The sequence below is a fragment of the Roseomonas aerilata DSM 19363 genome (genome assembly GCF_000711725.1).
Classification (GTDB): Bacteria; Pseudomonadota; Alphaproteobacteria; order Acetobacterales; family Acetobacteraceae; genus Roseomonas; species Roseomonas aerilata.
Map to the genome: position 1 here is coordinate 1 of NZ_JONP01000011.1, position 15762 is coordinate 15762.

Below are 15762 nucleotides of genomic sequence, written 5' to 3' on the forward strand. Positions count from 1 at the left end.
TCTTACTTCTCGATGCTCGCGACGACGCCGGCGCCGACGGTGCGGCCGCCCTCGCGGATGGCGAAGCGCAGGCCCTGGTCCATGGCGATCGGCGCGATCAGCTCCACCGTCATGGCGACGTTGTCGCCCGGCATCACCATCTCCACGCCCTCGGGCAGCTGCACCACGCCCGTCACGTCCGTCGTGCGGAAGTAGAACTGCGGCCGGTAGTTCGTGAAGAACGGCGTGTGGCGACCGCCCTCCTCCTTCGTCAGGATGTAGGCCTCGGCCTTGAACTGCGTGTGCGGCGTGATCGCGCCGGGCTTGGACAGAACCTGCCCGCGCTCCACGTCCTCGCGCTTCGTGCCGCGCAGCAGGGCCCCGATGTTGTCGCCCGCCATCCCGCTGTCGAGCAGCTTGCGGAACATCTCGACGCCCGTCACCGTCGTCTTCACGGTGTCCTTCAGGCCGACGATCTCGACCTCCTCGCCCACCTTGATGATCCCGCGCTCAACGCGACCGGTCACCACCGTGCCGCGGCCCGAGATCGAGAACACGTCCTCGACCGGCATCAGGAACGGCAGGTCCACCGCGCGCTCGGGCTGCGGAATGAAGGCGTCCACCGCCTCCATCAGCTTCAGGATCGCCTGCTCACCGATCTCCGGCTGCTTGTCCTCGAGCGCCATCAGCGCCGAGCCGTGGATGATCGGAATGTCGTCGCCCGGGAACTGGTAGGACGACAGCAGCTCGCGAACCTCCATCTCGACCAGCTCCAGCAGGTCGGGGTCCGCCATGTCCACCTTGTTCAGGAACACCACCAGCGCCGGCACGCCGACCTGGCGCGCCAGCAGGATGTGCTCGCGCGTCTGCGGCATCGGGCCGTCCGCCGCCGACACCACCAGGATCGCGCCGTCCATCTGCGCGGCGCCCGTGATCATGTTCTTCACGTAGTCGGCGTGGCCAGGGCAGTCCACGTGCGCGTAGTGGCGGTTCGCCGTCTCGTACTCCACGTGCGCCGTCGAGATCGTGATCCCGCGAGCCCGCTCCTCGGGAGCCTTGTCGATCTGGTCGTACGCCGTGAACGACGCACCGCCCGTCTTGGCCAGAACCTTCGTGATCGCCGCCGTCAAGGACGTCTTGCCGTGGTCCACATGGCCAATCGTGCCAATGTTGCAGTGCGGCTTCGTCCGCTCGAACTTCGCCTTACCCATGTCGCGTCCCGTCCTGTCCCTGCCGGGGGCGTGCGCCCCCCGCCTGCCGTGCAGGCTGTGTTACCCACCCGTGATGAGGTTGGGCCAATATGGTGCTGAAGGTGGCCTTTCTCAGGCCGGGCCGCCGATCGAGGCGGCTGGAGCGGGTGACGGGAATCGAACCCGCACAGCCAGCTTGGAAGGCTGGAACTCTACCATTGAGCTACACCCGCTGAGCCAGAGCCGCGGCCTGCCGAGCAGACCGGTCACACAGATGCGCACCGCTCCGGCGGGCTGGGACACATGGAGGGGGTTGGATTCGAACCAACGTAGGCGCAAGCCAGCGGATTTACAGTCCGCCCCCTTTAGCCACTCGGGCACCCCTCCACAGGGTGTCCCCACCCTGACGGGCGGGAGCCGGCGGACTATCCGAGAAGCGGCGCGCCTGTCAACGTGAGCAGCCGCATCCCGGTGCGCCTTCGGCCATTATGGATCGCGCCGCGGCCATTGTCCCGAGGCGGCGCATGGCAGGCGGCGGTGCATTGGCCTTGCGGCAAGCTCAGCGATTTGCAGGATGCGGCCATGTCCCCCCCTCGACGGCCGCACGGCCCACGCTCCTCTGGCCCGGGCAATGGCCCCCAATCCGGCCCCCACGCGGGACCGGGCTTCGGCCCCAGCGCCCGCTCGGCTTCCGGGCAGCCGCCGCGGCCGCGCGCCTTCGACGGGAAGCGCGGCTGGAGCGGCAACGAGCCACCGGCCGAGGCGCGCGGCGGACGCCCGCCCTTCCCCAAGCCCGGCGCCGGTCCGGCGGGCGGCCCCTCCCCGAGCGGCAAGCCCTGGGCCAAGCCGCCCGGCAAGTCCTGGAGCCGCCCGCCCGGCGATGCACGCCCCGGCCGTTCCGGCCCCGAGGCCGAGGCGCCCCGAGGCCCGCGCCCGCCCCGCACGGCCGAGGCCCCGCGCCGCGACGCCGCCGAGGACCGGGCACCCGCCAACACCTTCTGGATGCACGGGCTGCACGCCGTCGGCGCCGCCCTGCTAAACCCGAAGCGCCGCCTGCGCCGACTTCTGCTGACCGCCGAGGCCGAGACGGCGCTCTCCGCCCGCCTGCCCCCCGGCACCTTCGCCGCGCGCAAGCTGAGCGTGGAGCGGGTCGAGGACCGCGTCCGCTTCCACAGCTTCCTGCCCGAGGACGCCGTCCACCAGGGCGCCGCCATGCTGGTGGAGCCCCTGCCCGGCGTCGGCCTGGAGGACGTGCTGGAGGCCTCGACCGGCCCTGTGCTGCTGCTCGATCAGGTGACGGACCCGCGCAATGTCGGCGCCATCCTCCGCTCGGCCGCGGCCTTCGGGGCGGCGGCGGTGGTGGTGCAGGACCGGCACGCCCCGCCCGAGACCGGCGCCCTCGCCCGCGCGGCCTCCGGCGCGCTGGAGCTCGTGCCGATGGTGCGGGAGGTGAACCTCGCCCGCGCCATCCGGGGGATGCAGGACCGGGGAATCTGGGTGCTCGGCCTCGCCGGCGAGGCAACGCGCACCCTGGCCGAGGCCAAGCCGGCCGACCGCCGCGTTGGGCTGGTGCTCGGCGCCGAAGCGGGCGGCCTACGCCGGCTGCAGCGGGAGACCGTGGACGAGATGGTGCGCCTGCCGATCGCGGGGGACGTGGAAAGCCTCAACGTGGCCGCCGCCGCCGCCGTGGCCCTCTACGAGCTGGCCCGCGCATGAAAGCGGCCGTCGAGCGCATTCTGGCCGCCCGGCGGGCAGGGCAGGCCTTTCCCGACCTCGGGGCGGAAGCGCCGGCCGATGTGGCGGCCGGCTACGCGATGCAGCGGGCCGTGGCGGAGGCGATGGGCGCCGTGCCGCCCGCCGGCTTCAAGATCGGCGCGACTACGGAGTCGATGCGGGCCTATCTCGGCCTCGCCCATCCCTGCGCCGGCTTCTGCCCGGCAGAGGGCATCCAGGACCGGGCCGGCCGCTTCCGCTTCGCGGATTACGTCCGCCCGGGCGTGGAGTGCGAGGTCGGCCTCCGCCTCGCGCACGACCTCTCCCACGGCGAGCACAGCCGGGACTCGGTGGCGGATGCGGTGGAGCAGGTCTTCGCGGCGATCGAGGTGGTGGACAACCGCTACGGCGACTTCGCAGCCCTGGGCGCACCCTCCCTCATCGCGGATTCGGTCTTCCACGCGGGCGGCGTCACCGGGGCGCCCGCCTCCGGCTGGCCGGGACTCGACCTGCCGGCCGCGCGGGGCCGGTTGCTGGTGGATGGGATGGAGCGCGCCGCGGGGCTCGGGGCGGAACTGCTGGGCCACCCGCTGGACGCGCTCGCCTGGCTGGCCGGCTCGCCTCTGGCCGAGGCCTTCGGCGGATTGCGGGCGGGGCAGGTGATCTTCCTCGGCTCCGTCACCCCGCCCATCTGGCTCGACGGTCCCTGCGAGGTGGTGGTGTCCTTTGATCTTCTCGGGGAGGTCTCGGCGCGGTTCACCTGACGGTGCCGAGGCTTGGCCTAACGATCTCGTGCTCGCTCCCATCGCCGGTCATTACGCGCCATTAACCTCATCAGGCAAAACTCCGCCCTGCACCCGGATGGGGCATGGACACCGGCCAGGAGGGCGTCGGCCAAGGAAACCTTCGATGTACCGTTCCTCAACCCCGTCCGCCGATTTCGCGCCGGCGACGCCGGGTGCGTGGCACGACCTGCCTGAGGAGCTTCAGCTCGTCCTGTCGCGCGAGGCCCTGCGGCGGGCCGCCGAAACCCTCGCCGAGCACGCGGAACTCCTGGCCACCGAGATCGAGGCAGGCGCCCTGCTGGACCAGGGCGGGCCGGAGGCGCTGCGCCTCTTTGCGGCCGTGGTGCGGGCCACCAACAGGGATGGCTTCGCGACGGTGGGGAATGCTTGAAGGCCCTCCCTCCCGCGCCGGTGTTGCCGTGCTCTGCGATCCTGAAGCGATCGTTCCGTTCGGCAAAATGCCGGCTGGGCACAAAATGCACGCAGTGACTAGAAATGCTGCACCGCAACATCCATGTTAGGCGAGAGGATTAGGGGGGAACAAACGTAGGATATCCCTCATGTTCGTTGTCTTCTCGGTTCTTCTTGCCGCTATCGTCGCGGCGCAGATTACCACCCGCCTCGCGCAGGATCGTTTCGCTGGCTTCCGTAACCTGCCGCGCTCTGCTTTCGGAAACTGATGCTCTTGGTGGCCCAGGGGGGCTGGACACGGATTGGGCCGACAGCCCCGATCGGTTTCCACCCTTCTGGACGGCCAGCCTTGGGCTTCCGGCTCAGAGTGAATTCGTGGTGCCGGGTGAGGGGATCGAACCCCCGACCTTCGGTTTACAAAACCGCTGCACTACCGCTGTGCTAACCCGGCCCGCGGCCGCCCTATAGCAAGGCCGCGCGCGGGTGTCTCGGGGCAGCTTCGCTCCCCTGACGGCTTCCCCTCCCCGTCCCCTCGATTCCCGCTGAAAATCAGGCGACGTCGCCCTATGTTCTCGCGGACATGGACACCTTGCCGCCTACCCTCTTCGCCCCGATCCGCCGGCCGTTTCCCGCTGGGGGAAAGCCGCTGAAGGTCGTCTCCCCCTACGAGCCCGCGGGCGACCAGCCCCAGGCTATCGCGGACCTCGTCCAGGGCCTGAAGGACCGTGACGAGCGAGACCAGGTGCTGCTGGGTGTCACGGGTTCGGGCAAGACCTTCACCATGGCCAAGGTGATCGAGGCGGTGCAGCGCCCCACGCTCATCCTTGCCCCCAACAAGACCCTGGCAGCGCAGCTCTACGGGGAGATGAAGTCCTTCTTCCCCGACAATGCGGTGGAGTACTTCGTTTCCTACTACGACTACTACCAGCCGGAAGCCTATGTTCCGCGCACCGACACCTACATAGAAAAAGACGCCCAGATCAACGAGCAGATCGACCGCATGCGCCACTCGGCCACGCAGTCCCTGCTCGAGCGGCGGGACGTGGTGATCGTGGCCTCGGTCTCCTGCATCTACGGCATCGGCTCGGTCGAGACCTACGGCAACATGACCGTGAAGCTGGAACTCGGCGGGCACATCGCGCGCGAGCTGCTGCTGAAGGCTCTGGTGGAGCTGCAGTACCGCCGCAACGACGCCGCCTTCCAGCGCGGCACCTTCCGCGTGCGCGGCGAGACCGTCGATATCTGGCCCTCCCACCTCGAGGATCGCGCCTGGCGCATCTCCCTCTTCGGGGACGAGGTGGACGGGCTGCGCGAGTTCGACCCCCTGACGGGCGAGGTGGCCGGCGAGATGGAGCGCGTGGCCATCTACGCGAACAGCCACTACGTCACGCCGCGCCCGACGCTCATCCAGGCCATTCGCGACATCAAGATCGAGCTGCGCGAGACGCTCGCCCGCCTGCACGCTGAGGGCAAGCTGCTGGAGGCCCAGCGGCTGGAGCAGCGCACCACCTTCGACATCGAGATGATGGAGACGACGGGCGTCTGTAAGGGCATCGAGAACTACTCCCGCTACCTCTCCGGCCGCGGCCCCGGCCAGCCGCCGCCCACGCTCTTCGAGTACCTGCCCGAGGGCGCGCTGCTGATCGTGGACGAGAGCCACGTCACGGTGCCCCAGATCGGCGGCATGGCGCGCGGCGACGCCGCCCGGAAGTCCGTGCTGGCCGATTTCGGCTTCCGCCTGCCCTCCTGCCTCGACAACCGTCCGCTGCGCTTCGAAGAGTGGGAGAGCTTCCGGCCCTCCAGCATCTTCGTCTCCGCGACCCCGGGCCCTTGGGAGATGGAGCGCAGCGGCGGCGTCTTCGCCGAGCAGGTGATCCGCCCGACCGGCCTGATCGACCCCCCCGTCGAGATCCGCCCCGTGGAGCGCCAGGTGGACGACCTGCTGGCCGAGTGCCGCGACGTGATCGCCCAGGGCGGCCGCGTGCTGGCCACGACGCTGACCAAGCGCATGGCCGAGGATCTGACGGAGTACATGACGGAGACGGGCATCAAGGTCCGCTACCTCCACTCCGACGTGGACACGCTGGAGCGGATCGAGATCATCCGCGACCTCCGCCGCGGCGTCTTCGACGTATTGGTGGGCATCAACCTCCTGCGCGAAGGGCTCGACATCCCGGAGTGCCGGATGGTCGCCATCCTCGACGCCGACAAGGAGGGCTTCCTCCGCTCCACCACCTCGCTCATCCAGACGATCGGCCGCGCCGCGCGCAACGCCGAGGGCCGCGTGATCCTCTACGCCGACCGCATGACCGACAGCATGCGCCGCGCCATCGAGGAGACCGACCGGCGCCGGGCGAAGCAAGTGGCCTATAACGAGGCGCACGGCATCACGCCGCAGACGATCCGCCGTGACATCTCCGACGTGCTGCAGTCGGTCTACGAGCAGGACTACGTGACGGTGGAGGCGGTGGAGGACGATGCCTCCGCGAATTTCATCGGCCACAACCTCCGCGCCAGCATCGCCGAGTTGGAGCGCCGGATGCGCGCCGCCGCGGCCGACCTGGAATTCGAGACGGCCGCCCGCCTGCGCGACGAGATCAAGCGCCTCGAGGCGCTGGAGTTGGGCCTGGACGCCCCACCACCCTCCGGCACCGAGGCACGGGCACCGGCCCGCGGCGGCGCGGCGGCACCGGCCGCGCCGAAGGGCCGGGCCAAGGGCGACTGGAAGCCTAAGCCCCTCGGCCCGGGTGGCGGTGGCTACGACCCCGACAAGCGCAGCACCCGCACGGCCTCGCGCGGAGCCCCGCGGCGCCGGGCAGGCTAGGCCCGCGCGCGGCGAAACCCTGCGTAGGCCAAAGGGGGTGCCATAACGCTCCCGCCCGGCCCTATGAAGAGGGCGCGACCCCTGGTCGCCTCCCCTTCCTCATGAGGCCTCCCGATGGCGGGTCCGGACCGCACCATCAGCGTCCTGAAGCTCTTCACGCTGGAGAGCCCGGCCTGGACGGTGGAGCGGGCGGCGGCGGCGCTCGGCGTCTCCGCCAGCAGCGCCTATCGCTACGTCGCGGTGCTGACGGAGGCCGGGCTGCTGACGCCCGCCGGCGGCGGCGCCTACGTGCTCGGCCCTGCCTTCATCCAGTACGACCGACAGATCCAGCTGACCGATCCGCTGCTGCAGGTCGCCCGCCCCGTGATGGAGGAAATCCTCCGCTTTGCCCCTATCGGCAGCACGGTGCTGCTCTGCCGCCTCTTTGGGGAAACGGTCCTCTGCATCCACCAGGTGGCCGGACGCATGAGCGGGGAGCCCGTGAGCTACGAGCGCGGGCGGCCGATGCCGCTGTTCAAAGGGGCCACCTCGAAGGCGATCCTCGCCTGGCTGCCCTCCCGCGATCTGCGGCGCCTTTTCGAGGCGCATCGGGCGGAGATCGCCGCGAGTGGCCTCGGACGTGACTGGCCGACCTTCCGCACAGCCCTCGCCCGCATCCGCCGCGCGGGCCACGAGGTGAGCCGGGGGGAACTGGATGCCGGCCGTGTCGGTGTCGCCGTTCCCATCCTCGACGAAGGCCGGCGCGCGCTCGGCAGCCTCAGCTACGTGATCGCCGCGCGGGAGAGCGCCTCGGTCCCCCGTCTCGTTCCCCTGCTGACCGCCGCCGCCCGGGGGATCGAGGGCGGGTTGCTGAGAGACGAGGAGGCAGAGGTACAAGAGGCCCAGAGTGGCGCTGTTTTATCATCATAAGAGAAATTTGCCTTGCGTTGAGTGTGCCTATTCTCTAATCCTGTGAACAGGAGAGGAGTTGGTCCATATGTCCACGGCCGTCGGCGCAGGCGCCTACCTTCACCACATGCAGCTGCTGAGCAGCGACCCCGGGCGGCTCGCCGGCTTCTACGCGGACGCCATGGACATGGCCGCGCGGCCCACCGAGAGCGGTTGGATCGCCGAGGGACCGGGCCGGCAGCTTCTCTTCGCCGAGGGGCCGGACAAGGGGCTCGGCTACGCCGCCTTCGCCTGCCGCGACACGGAGGGGCTGGCCGCCATCCGGGCGCGGGCAGAGGCACGGGGCGCGGCCATTCTCCCCTCCCCCAGCCCCCTCTTCGGCACCGAGGCCTTCGGCGTGCGCGACCCGGACGGCAACCTCATCCTCTTCGGCATGAGCCGGGGCGAGGTGCGGCGCCCGGGCCTGCGCGCGCCCTTGCAGCACCTGACCCTCGCCACCCACGACCCGGAGGCGATCGAGGCTTTCTACACGGGCACGCTCGGCTTCCTGACGAGCGACTACGTGCGGAACGAGGCCGGCGCGGTGCAGACCTGCTGGATGCGCTCGAACCACGAGCACCACACGCTCGCCTGCTTCCGCCACAGCCGCCAGGGCATCGACCACCACAGCTACGAGGCCGGCGACTGGGCCCTTATCAAGGACTGGTGCGACCGGATGGGCGACCGCCGCATCCGCATCATCTGGGGCCCCGGGCGGCACGGGCCGGGCAACAACATCTTCATCTTCATCGAGGATCCCGACGGTAACTGGATCGAGATCAGCGCGGAGTTGGAGGTGATGCGCGACCGCGCCCCGATGGACTGGCCGCATGAGGAGCACAGCCTCAATTCCTGGGGCCGCGGGATCCTGCGAAGCTGACCGGCAGGGCGGAGGGAAGGTCGATGGAGGCGGTGCGGCGTTACCCCGTTGCGGTGATCGGCGCGGGGCCGATCGGGCTGACGCTGGTGAACCTGCTCGGGCGCTTCGGCATCAAGGTGCTGCTGGTGGAGCGCAACCCGACGACCGTGCAGGAGCCCCGCGCGGTCTCCATCGACGACGAGTCGCTGCGGACGATGCAGGCCGCGGGCGTGGTGGAGACGGTGCTCAGCGGCGTCGTGGCCGGCTACGGCTCCCACTACTACACGCGCCGCCGCACCCTCTTCGCGCGGGTGGAGCCCACCGGCCAGCCCTACGGCTATCCCCGCCGCAACGCCTTCCGTCAGCCGGTGCTGGAGGGCCAGCTCCGCGAGGCCCTCGGCCGCTTCCCCCATGTGGAGGCGCGCTTCGGCTGGAAGCTGCTCGACTACGCGCAGGACGAGGCGCGGGTCACCCTCTCATTGGAGGGGCCGGACGGCGCGCGGCAGGAGGTGACCTGCGACTACCTCGTCGGCTGCGACGGCGCCGCGAGCCGGGTGCGGGAGGTTCAGGGCGTGGGGCTCGAAGGCACGACCTTCGACGAGCGCTGGCTCATCCTCGACCTCGAGAACAACGAGAACACCACGAAGCACACCGAGGTCTTCTGCGACCGCCACCGCCCCTGCATCACCCTGCCCGGTCCCGACCGCACGCGCCGCTTCGAGTTCAAGCTGCTGCCGGGCGAGACCGATGCGGACCTGCTGGCGCCGGAGATGGTGGAGCGCCTTCTCCGCACCCACGGCGCAGACCCGCGGGCGACGCTCCGGCGAAAGGTGGTCTACCGCTTCCACGCGCGGGTCGCGCCTCGTTGGTCCTTCGGCCGCGTCTTCCTGGCCGGCGACGCCGCGCACCTCACGCCGCCCTTCGCGGGCCAGGGGATGAACAGCGGCATCCGGGACGCGCAGAACCTCGCCTGGAAACTGGCAGCGGTGCTGGAAGGGCGGCTCGGCCCGGGCCTGCTCGACAGCTACGAGCGGGAGCGCAAGGACCATATCTGGCAGATGGTTCGGCTGGCCCTCCGCATGGGGCAGGTGATGGCCCCACGCAGCTGGCTGCACGGCGCCCTGACGCAGGGCGCCTTCCTCGCGCTGAACATCTGGCCGCCGGCGCGCGATTACGTGGCGCAGATGCGCTACAAGCCGCCGCCGCGCTTCCACGAAGGCTTCCTGCTGCCGGACGGGCGTGGTCGCGCCTCCCTCATCGGTCGGCTGCTGCCCCAGCCGCGCGTGCGCCGGCCCGACGGAAGCGAGGTGCTGCTGGACGAGGTGCTGGGCGACCGCTTCGCCCTGCTCGCGCGCGCCGACGATCCAGCCGCCCTGTCAACTCTCGACCAGCCCCTCTGGGACCAGCTCGGGGCCGTGCGGCTGGTCGTGACGCCGGATGCGACCGATGCGCCTGGCGCAGTGTCGGAGCCGGCTGGCGAGGCGGGCAGCAGCTTCCGCGCGGCTCTCGCTCCCTATGCTGGCTGTGCCCTGCTCCTACGGCCAGACCACTATGTCGCGGCCAGCATCCCGCTTGCTGATCCGAAGGACGCGGTGCTCGCCGTGGAGGAACTGCTGACCGCCACCGGCAAGGCTGCGCCGGCTCGTGCGGGCCTCCTGCCCGCCAACTCCTAAAAATGCATCCTCTTGAACATCGCCGGACTACATCTCCCGCAAGAATACCGGAATACGAAACGGATAACCGAGGCGCAATGTTGTCAAATTTTACAAAATACTTGTCCCGCTCTCAAATCGAACGCTCATCTTTCTGATCCGACTTCTATTTTTTTCCGGTGCGTTTTTTGCTTGATGAGTATTAGGCAAAATGCCTCGGACCACGAATGTGGCTGTCCTCATCGGGAGACGTTCTACCTTGAGACCGATCATTAAAGCGGCCGCTCTCGCGGTTCTGGGCAGCATCGCCCTGACCTCAATGGCGCAGGCCGCCACCTTCACCAGCCTTTACGTGTTCGGTGACAGCTATTCCGACACGGGTGCTTATATTCCGCTGACCAACGGCTCGACGGCCGCCGGATATCTCGCGCAGGACTACGGCATTCCGCTGACGACGCCGCGAAACGCCAATCCTGGCACGAGCGGCATCAACTTCGCCCAGAGCGGCGCCCGCGTGGACGTCGGCCCGACGGCACCTGCCACCCAGCCGCAAAGTCTCACCCAGCAGGTCGCGAGCTTTCAGGCCCTCGTGAACTCCGGGGCAGCGTCATTCAACCCAGCCTCGAGCCTGTTCTTCCTGGCCGGCGGTCTGAACGACCATACCCGCGCCTCGCAGGCTTCCATCGCGCAAGCCACGGCGAACCAGGTGTCCACTCTCTACTCGCTCGGCGCCCGCTACTTCGAGATCGCATTGCTGCCCGCGGGCATCCCTGCCTTCACGGACAGCGCCAATTTCCTCAATCCCGTTTACACGGCGCTTGTCCCGCAGTTGCAGGCGCAGTTCTCGGACGCGGTGATCCGCCTGAGCAATTGGGGCGCCTATTACGACGACATCCTGAACAACCCCGGCCGCTACGGCATCACGAACACAACCGACGCCTGCCAGAGCGGCTTCGGGGCGAATGCAACCGTCTGCGCCACGCCCAATAGCTACTTCTATTTTATCTCGGCACATCCCTCCGATGCCGCTCACCGCATTGTCGGAGACCGGCTCTACCAGGAGGCTCTCGCCCTCCCAACGGTCACCGTGCCCGAGCCCGCCTCGCTGGCGCTCTTCGGCGTCGGTCTGGCTGGCCTCGGATTGGTGCGCCGCAAGCGAGCGGCCTGAACCTGCGGGCCGCCGTCCAACCAAGGGGCGGCGGCCAACGGGTGGCGCTCAGGGTCCGCGGCGCCCGCCCGGCGCCGCCTGCGCGGGTGTCGACGCGCCGCCAGCCCGCTCGGGCAGCCAGGCGTCGGTCCAACCCGTCTCCGGCTGGGTGCCTGCGGTCTGCACCTGCGTCGCGCCCGGCCCGGCGCGGCCGACGACGGTGATGGGCAGCACGCCCGGCAGCGTCCGGCAGCTCGGTGCGGGCCCACCAGGGGCGCCCGCGCCGGATTGCAGCGCGATGCGGCGGCGAAGGTCCTCCAGCGTACGGCAGAACAGCGCACCGGGCTCAAGGCGAGGTCCGGTGGCCGTGAGGCGCGGCGGCGGCGGGGCGACGGCCCGCTCACGGGGTGCACCACCCCCGCCCATGCTCATTCCCGGGCCGCCCATCATGCCGCCGCCCATTCCGCCCCCGACCATCCCAGCCCCGGGGCCGCCGGGAGAGCCGAGTTGGGCCGCGGCCGGTTCGGCGAGGAGCAGCGCGGCGGTGCAGAGCACCGCGATCGAACCCGGCAGGCGCATGTCCATCCTCATCCTCCAACGGGGAGATTAGCGGGTTCGGCCCGCGCGCGGCAGGGGCACCGTGGTGTTGCGCCGAGGAACTGTCCCGCGAACGGCCGGTGACTACCGGCCACGGTCGCAAGAAGCTTGCGCGTGGCACGGCCGAAGCTGCAACCCGCCGCCCCCGCCTGCTTTGTAGCCGCAGCGCAGGCAAGCGCAGGACGGGTGCATGTTCGGTAGGGCCTGGAAGCTGATCAAAGACGCCGTCTCGGGTTTCGTGGAGCACGAGGCCATGACGCGAGGGGCGGCGATCGCCTGCTATACCCTCTTCTCGATCGCGCCCCTGCTCGTCGTCTCCGTCGCGATCGCCGGCTTCTTCTTCGGACGCGACACGGTGAGCGAGGCGGTCTCGGGCCAGCTCACCGGCCTCGTCGGGGTTCAGGGCGGCCAGGCCATCGAAGCGATGATGAAGGGCAGCTCGAACGATGCGGGCAGCAAGGGCATCGCGGCCCTCATCGGAACCGGCATCCTCCTTATCACCGCCTCCGGTGTCTTCGCGGAGCTGCAGGGGGCGCTGAACGTCATCTGGCAGGCGGAGGCGAAGCCGGTTTCGGTCGGCGCGCTCGTCCGGGCGCGGGCGCTCTCCATCGGGCTTGTCGGGGCCACCGGATTCCTGCTGCTCGTCTCCCTTCTCGTCAGCGCCGTGCTCTCGGCCTTCGGCGGCTGGATCACTGGCTTCCTGCCCGTGCTCGAGATCCTGCTGAAGGTCGTGAACTTCTTCGTCAGCGTTGGGCTCGTCGCGGTGCTGTTCGGGGCGATCTACAAGATCCTGCCGGACCGGCACCTCACTTGGCGGGACGTGGCGGTGGGGGCCCTGATCACGTCGTTCCTCTTCACCGTCGGTAAGACCGTGATCGGCTGGTACATCGGCGGCAGCGGCATGGCCGAGAGCTACGGCGCCGCCGGGGCGCTCGTCGTGGTGCTCATCTGGGTCTACTACTCCGCGCAGGTCTTCCTGCTGGGGGCGGAGTTCACCCGCGCCTGGGCGGCACGGGAGGGCGGCTGGCGCGGCGCGCTCCCGCTCCGGAGCGCCACCGTGCCGATCGGCGCCGACGCGCCCTGAAGGGCGCCGCCGCTTCCCTTACCCCTCCCGCGCAATCCGCCGGCAGTGCTCCAGCGCCGCTTCAATTAGATTGTCGCTCGCCTCCGGCGTACGGAAGGCGGAGTGGGCCGAAAGCGTGGCGTTCTCCACCTTCGAGAGCGTGTGCCCGGCCGGCAGCGGCTCCTCGGCATAAACGTCGAGCGCGAGGCGGATGGCGCCGCTCTCCGCCGCGCGGGCCAGCGCGGCCTCGTCCGTGAGCGCCCCGCGGGCGGTGTTCACGAAGACCGCGCCCGGCCGCATCTTCGCGATCAGCTCCTCCGAGAGAAACCCGCGCGTCTCGTCGTTCAGCAGGAGGTGCATCGAGACGACGTGGCTCTCGGCCAGGAGGGTGTCGAGGGAGGTGAACTCCACCCCCTTCGCCTCCCGCGGCGTGCGGTTCCAGGCGAGAACGCGCAGCCCCGCCCCGTTGCAGAGCCGGGCCATCTCCGCCCCGATGCCGCCGAAGCCGATGAGGCCCACGGTCTTGCGGGTCAGTTCGATCCCGTCCGTACGGGGCCAGCCGCCGGCACGGATGCCGCGGTCCATCCCCGCCAGCCCCTTGGCCGAGGCCCACATGAGCGCGAAGGCCATCTCCGCCACGGCGGTGTCGCCGTAGCCCTTGATGATGTGGACCTGGATGCCGCACTCGGCCTCCAGTTCCTCGGGGTTCATGTAGCTGCGCGCGCCTGTGCCCAGGAAGACGACGTGCTTCAGCCCGGGGATCGCCTTCGCGATCCCGGTCGGCAGGTGCGTGTGGTCGATAATGGCGATGTCGTGCCCGGCGAGCACGGCCGGCAGCCCGTCCGGCTTGATGTCCGGGTTCCGGTTGACGGTGACGGGCATGTCGGCCGGGCGGTGGAGACGCTCCATGACCTCCGCCAGGGCGCCCCCGGCATCGACGAAACAGGCGCGCATGCAGCGGATCTCCATCGTGAACTCGGCCCGATGGTAGCCGGGGCCGGGGGACCCTCCAACGGGAGGGCGGCGTTTTGCCGCCCCGCTGCATCAGCCACCCGCCGGATTGCCGGCGGAGGGCTGGCCCGCACTGAACGAGAGGTATTTATCCAGTGCTTCCACCAGCCTGGCCGTTGGTTCGGCCGGGCCGGCGATGGTGTTCCCGTCTTTCGGGGCGACAGCATGGTCGCCATCGCGGCTGCCCAGGGCTTCCTGCCCCGAGAGCAGCGCGGACATGGTGGCGGAGGAAAGAGCGGGGGACGTCACCGGGGCGCCCGGCTGGACGGCTTCCATTTCCGCCTGGGTGATCAGGCCGTCTCCGTTGGCGTCCACCCGGGCGAAGGCCGCCGCCGAGAAGCTTGCAGCCTCCTTCACCTTCGCGGGATCGGACACCCTCGCGCCGGGCTTCCCCGGCGACATGGCGGCGAACTCCGCCAGGCTCAGCCCTCCATTGCCGTCCCTGTCAGCGCGGGAAAAGCTTCTTTCCCGCAGCTGCCTGACCATGTCCGCCGCTTGCGCGCCGGTGGCCGATGAGACCTGCACGACACGGTTCCCTTGCTGGAGGTGGCGCACCCGTCGAGTCGGGCGCGGCCCCGCCGCGCGGAGCGTCTTTTTTTAGACTGCCAACCGTAGCCGATTCCTTACGATTTGTTGCCGTCGTCGCTTTTCTGAGACAGCATCTCTCCGTCTCTGTCGCTCGGCCAGGCGAACATCAGCTCGTGCTTGTTGTGGGCGCCGTGGAAGAGCACCCCGCCTGGGATGGCTGCGAAGGCCGCCGCGGTCTCGTGGTCGGTCTCGGCCTGGAACTTGATCGTCACGACGATGTTCCGCGCCGCCCCCGCCTCCATCCAGCGGCGCACGAGGCCCAGCAGGCGCGCGGGGTAGCAGATGATGTCCGAGAAAAGCCAATCGACGGAATAGGGATCGAGCCCGAAGGCGCTCTCCCGCCGCACCGTCACGTTGGGCAGGGCGGCGACCCCGGGGTCCATCTCCGCCTTGTCCACGGCCGTGACCTGCGCGCCCAGTTGCGCCAGCGCCCAGCTCCAGCCGCCGGGCACGGCGCCGAGGTCGAGGCAGGTCTCGCCGGGCGCGGGCCAGCGGCCGAGGCGGGTCAGGGCTTCCCAAAGCTTGAGATAGGCGCGGCTCGGCGGCCCCTCCCGGTCCTCGGCGAAGACGGGGGCACCGTTGACGAAGGGGCTCGTCTTCGTAGGGCTCGCCAGCAGCCGGTCGGGCGCCAGCAGCGTCCAGGCCCCGAGATGCGAGGTCGGCCGCGGCTGGGGGAAGACGATCGGCTTCGGCCGCAGCGGCGCCAGCGCGTCCTGGATGAGGGCGGCGCGGCGGTGGTGCGCCACGTCCAGCAGCGCCCAGTTACGCTGGATAGCGCGGAGCGCATTGGCCGCGAGCTTGATCGAGGGCACCTCGACCTCCCGCGGCGCCGTCCAGGTATCGAGGGACCAGGGGACCGCGGCCGACCCCTCGGCCGGCGGGTCCGGCGAGAGGGCGAGCGGGCCGTGCCAGCCCCCGATACGGCGACCGGCGCGGCGGAGGTCCTCGGCCAGCTCTGCCTCGAAACCCTCCGCGGCGAGGTAGGCCGCGCGGATCACGCGCTCAGTCGTCACGTG

The 15762-nt window shown here is 70.0% G+C and carries 14 protein-coding genes and 3 tRNA genes; 9 read left to right on the forward strand and 8 right to left on the reverse strand.

The genetic code is table 11. The annotated features are described in order from the left end of the window. Positions 1-2: 2 nt before the first annotated feature. From tuf to BO39_RS14020, 3 genes are all read right to left on the reverse strand, one after another. Entirely contained in the window at positions 3-1190 is a 1188-nt protein-coding gene (gene tuf, locus BO39_RS14010) for an elongation factor Tu (protein WP_043834338.1), read from the reverse strand. A gap of 138 nt (positions 1191-1328) precedes the next feature. After that, a tRNA-Gly gene (locus BO39_RS14015) sits at positions 1329-1402 on the reverse strand. A gap of 71 nt (positions 1403-1473) precedes the next feature. Further along, positions 1474-1556: transfer RNA gene (locus BO39_RS14020), tRNA-Tyr, on the reverse strand. A gap of 195 nt (positions 1557-1751) precedes the next feature. Between BO39_RS14020 and BO39_RS35135 the strand changes: the two genes are divergently transcribed. The 3 genes from BO39_RS35135 (at position 1752) to BO39_RS14035 (ending at position 4058) form a co-directional block, all read left to right on the forward strand. Continuing rightward, on the forward strand, positions 1752-2885 hold the full coding sequence (locus BO39_RS35135; protein WP_084698107.1) for a TrmH family RNA methyltransferase: 1134 nt from the start codon (positions 1752-1754) through the stop codon (positions 2883-2885). Next, positions 2882-3646, forward strand: coding sequence for a 2-keto-4-pentenoate hydratase (locus BO39_RS14030; RefSeq protein ID WP_043834340.1), 765 nt, complete (start codon positions 2882-2884; stop codon positions 3644-3646). Before BO39_RS35135 ends, BO39_RS14030 begins: the two co-directional genes overlap by 4 nt. A gap of 145 nt (positions 3647-3791) precedes the next feature. Then, a complete protein-coding gene (locus tag BO39_RS14035; protein WP_052402078.1) occupies positions 3792-4058 on the forward strand; it encodes a hypothetical protein in 267 nt (88 codons plus the stop codon). Positions 4059-4454: 396 nt separating this feature from the next. On the opposite strand, the gene BO39_RS14040 is transcribed toward BO39_RS14035, so the two are convergent. After that, positions 4455-4529, reverse strand: a tRNA-Thr gene (locus BO39_RS14040). 129 nt (positions 4530-4658) lie between these two features. On the opposite strand from BO39_RS14040, the gene uvrB reads away from it, so the two are divergent. From uvrB to BO39_RS14065, 5 genes are all read left to right on the forward strand, one after another. Continuing rightward, on the forward strand, positions 4659-6902 hold the full coding sequence (gene uvrB, locus BO39_RS14045; RefSeq protein WP_043834342.1) for an excinuclease ABC subunit UvrB: 2244 nt from the start codon (positions 4659-4661) through the stop codon (positions 6900-6902). A 114-nt stretch (positions 6903-7016) separates the two neighbouring features. After that, positions 7017-7811, forward strand: coding sequence for an IclR family transcriptional regulator (locus BO39_RS14050; RefSeq protein WP_043834344.1), 795 nt, complete (start codon positions 7017-7019; stop codon positions 7809-7811). Between the two features lie 67 nt (positions 7812-7878). Beyond that, the gene (locus BO39_RS14055; RefSeq protein ID WP_043834347.1) at positions 7879-8709 is read left to right on the forward strand and encodes a VOC family protein; all 831 of its coding nucleotides are present in this window, start codon (positions 7879-7881) and stop codon (positions 8707-8709) included. A gap of 23 nt (positions 8710-8732) precedes the next feature. Continuing rightward, positions 8733-10361: a bifunctional 3-(3-hydroxy-phenyl)propionate/3-hydroxycinnamic acid hydroxylase gene (locus BO39_RS14060; RefSeq protein ID WP_043834349.1), complete on the forward strand. Its 1629-nt coding sequence runs from the start codon at positions 8733-8735 to the stop codon at positions 10359-10361. A 208-nt stretch (positions 10362-10569) separates the two neighbouring features. Further along, the gene (locus BO39_RS14065; protein WP_169742762.1) at positions 10570-11508 is read left to right on the forward strand and encodes an SGNH/GDSL hydrolase family protein; all 939 of its coding nucleotides are present in this window, start codon (positions 10570-10572) and stop codon (positions 11506-11508) included. Between the two features lie 48 nt (positions 11509-11556). Here the strand turns inward: BO39_RS14065 and BO39_RS14070 are convergent, their stop codons facing one another. After that, the gene (locus BO39_RS14070; RefSeq protein ID WP_043834351.1) at positions 11557-12072 is read right to left on the reverse strand and encodes a hypothetical protein; all 516 of its coding nucleotides are present in this window, start codon (positions 12070-12072) and stop codon (positions 11557-11559) included. 202 nt (positions 12073-12274) lie between these two features. Between BO39_RS14070 and BO39_RS14075 the strand changes: the two genes are divergently transcribed. Then, positions 12275-13168, forward strand: a complete 894-nt coding sequence (locus tag BO39_RS14075) for a YihY/virulence factor BrkB family protein (protein WP_084698109.1) — start codon at positions 12275-12277, stop codon at positions 13166-13168. 18 nt (positions 13169-13186) lie between these two features. Here BO39_RS14075 and BO39_RS14080 read toward each other — a convergent pair whose 3' ends face one another. The 3 genes from BO39_RS14080 to BO39_RS14090 all read right to left on the reverse strand — a co-directional run bounded on the left by BO39_RS14080 (position 13187) and on the right by BO39_RS14090 (position 15759). After that, on the reverse strand, positions 13187-14101 hold the full coding sequence (locus tag BO39_RS14080) for an NAD(P)-dependent oxidoreductase (RefSeq protein WP_043834628.1): 915 nt from the start codon (positions 14099-14101) through the stop codon (positions 13187-13189). 90 nt (positions 14102-14191) lie between these two features. Further along, entirely contained in the window at positions 14192-14683 is a 492-nt protein-coding gene (locus tag BO39_RS14085) for an EF-hand domain-containing protein (protein ID WP_043834354.1), read from the reverse strand. Between the two features lie 98 nt (positions 14684-14781). Further along, positions 14782-15759: an SAM-dependent methyltransferase gene (locus BO39_RS14090; RefSeq protein WP_052402080.1), complete on the reverse strand. Its 978-nt coding sequence runs from the start codon at positions 15757-15759 to the stop codon at positions 14782-14784. Positions 15760-15762 lie beyond the last annotated feature (3 nt).

Coding starts and splice junctions, on each gene's coding strand:
- BO39_RS14035 (WP_052402078.1), top strand. CDS start 3,792: ATGTACCGTTCCTCAACCCCGTCCGCCGATTTCGCGCCGGCGACGCCG.
- BO39_RS14055 (WP_043834347.1), top strand. CDS start 7,879: ATGTCCACGGCCGTCGGCGCAGGCGCCTACCTTCACCACATGCAGCTG.
- uvrB (WP_043834342.1), top strand. CDS start 4,659: ATGGACACCTTGCCGCCTACCCTCTTCGCCCCGATCCGCCGGCCGTTT.
- BO39_RS14060 (WP_043834349.1), top strand. CDS start 8,733: ATGGAGGCGGTGCGGCGTTACCCCGTTGCGGTGATCGGCGCGGGGCCG.
- BO39_RS14075 (WP_084698109.1), top strand. CDS start 12,275: ATGTTCGGTAGGGCCTGGAAGCTGATCAAAGACGCCGTCTCGGGTTTC.
- BO39_RS35135 (WP_084698107.1), top strand. CDS start 1,752: ATGTCCCCCCCTCGACGGCCGCACGGCCCACGCTCCTCTGGCCCGGGC.
- BO39_RS14050 (WP_043834344.1), top strand. CDS start 7,017: ATGGCGGGTCCGGACCGCACCATCAGCGTCCTGAAGCTCTTCACGCTG.
- BO39_RS14070 (WP_043834351.1), bottom strand. CDS start 12,072: ATGGACATGCGCCTGCCGGGTTCGATCGCGGTGCTCTGCACCGCCGCG.
- tuf (WP_043834338.1), bottom strand. CDS start 1,190: ATGGGTAAGGCGAAGTTCGAGCGGACGAAGCCGCACTGCAACATTGGC.
- BO39_RS14030 (WP_043834340.1), top strand. CDS start 2,882: ATGAAAGCGGCCGTCGAGCGCATTCTGGCCGCCCGGCGGGCAGGGCAG.
- BO39_RS14080 (WP_043834628.1), bottom strand. CDS start 14,101: ATGCGCGCCTGTTTCGTCGATGCCGGGGGCGCCCTGGCGGAGGTCATG.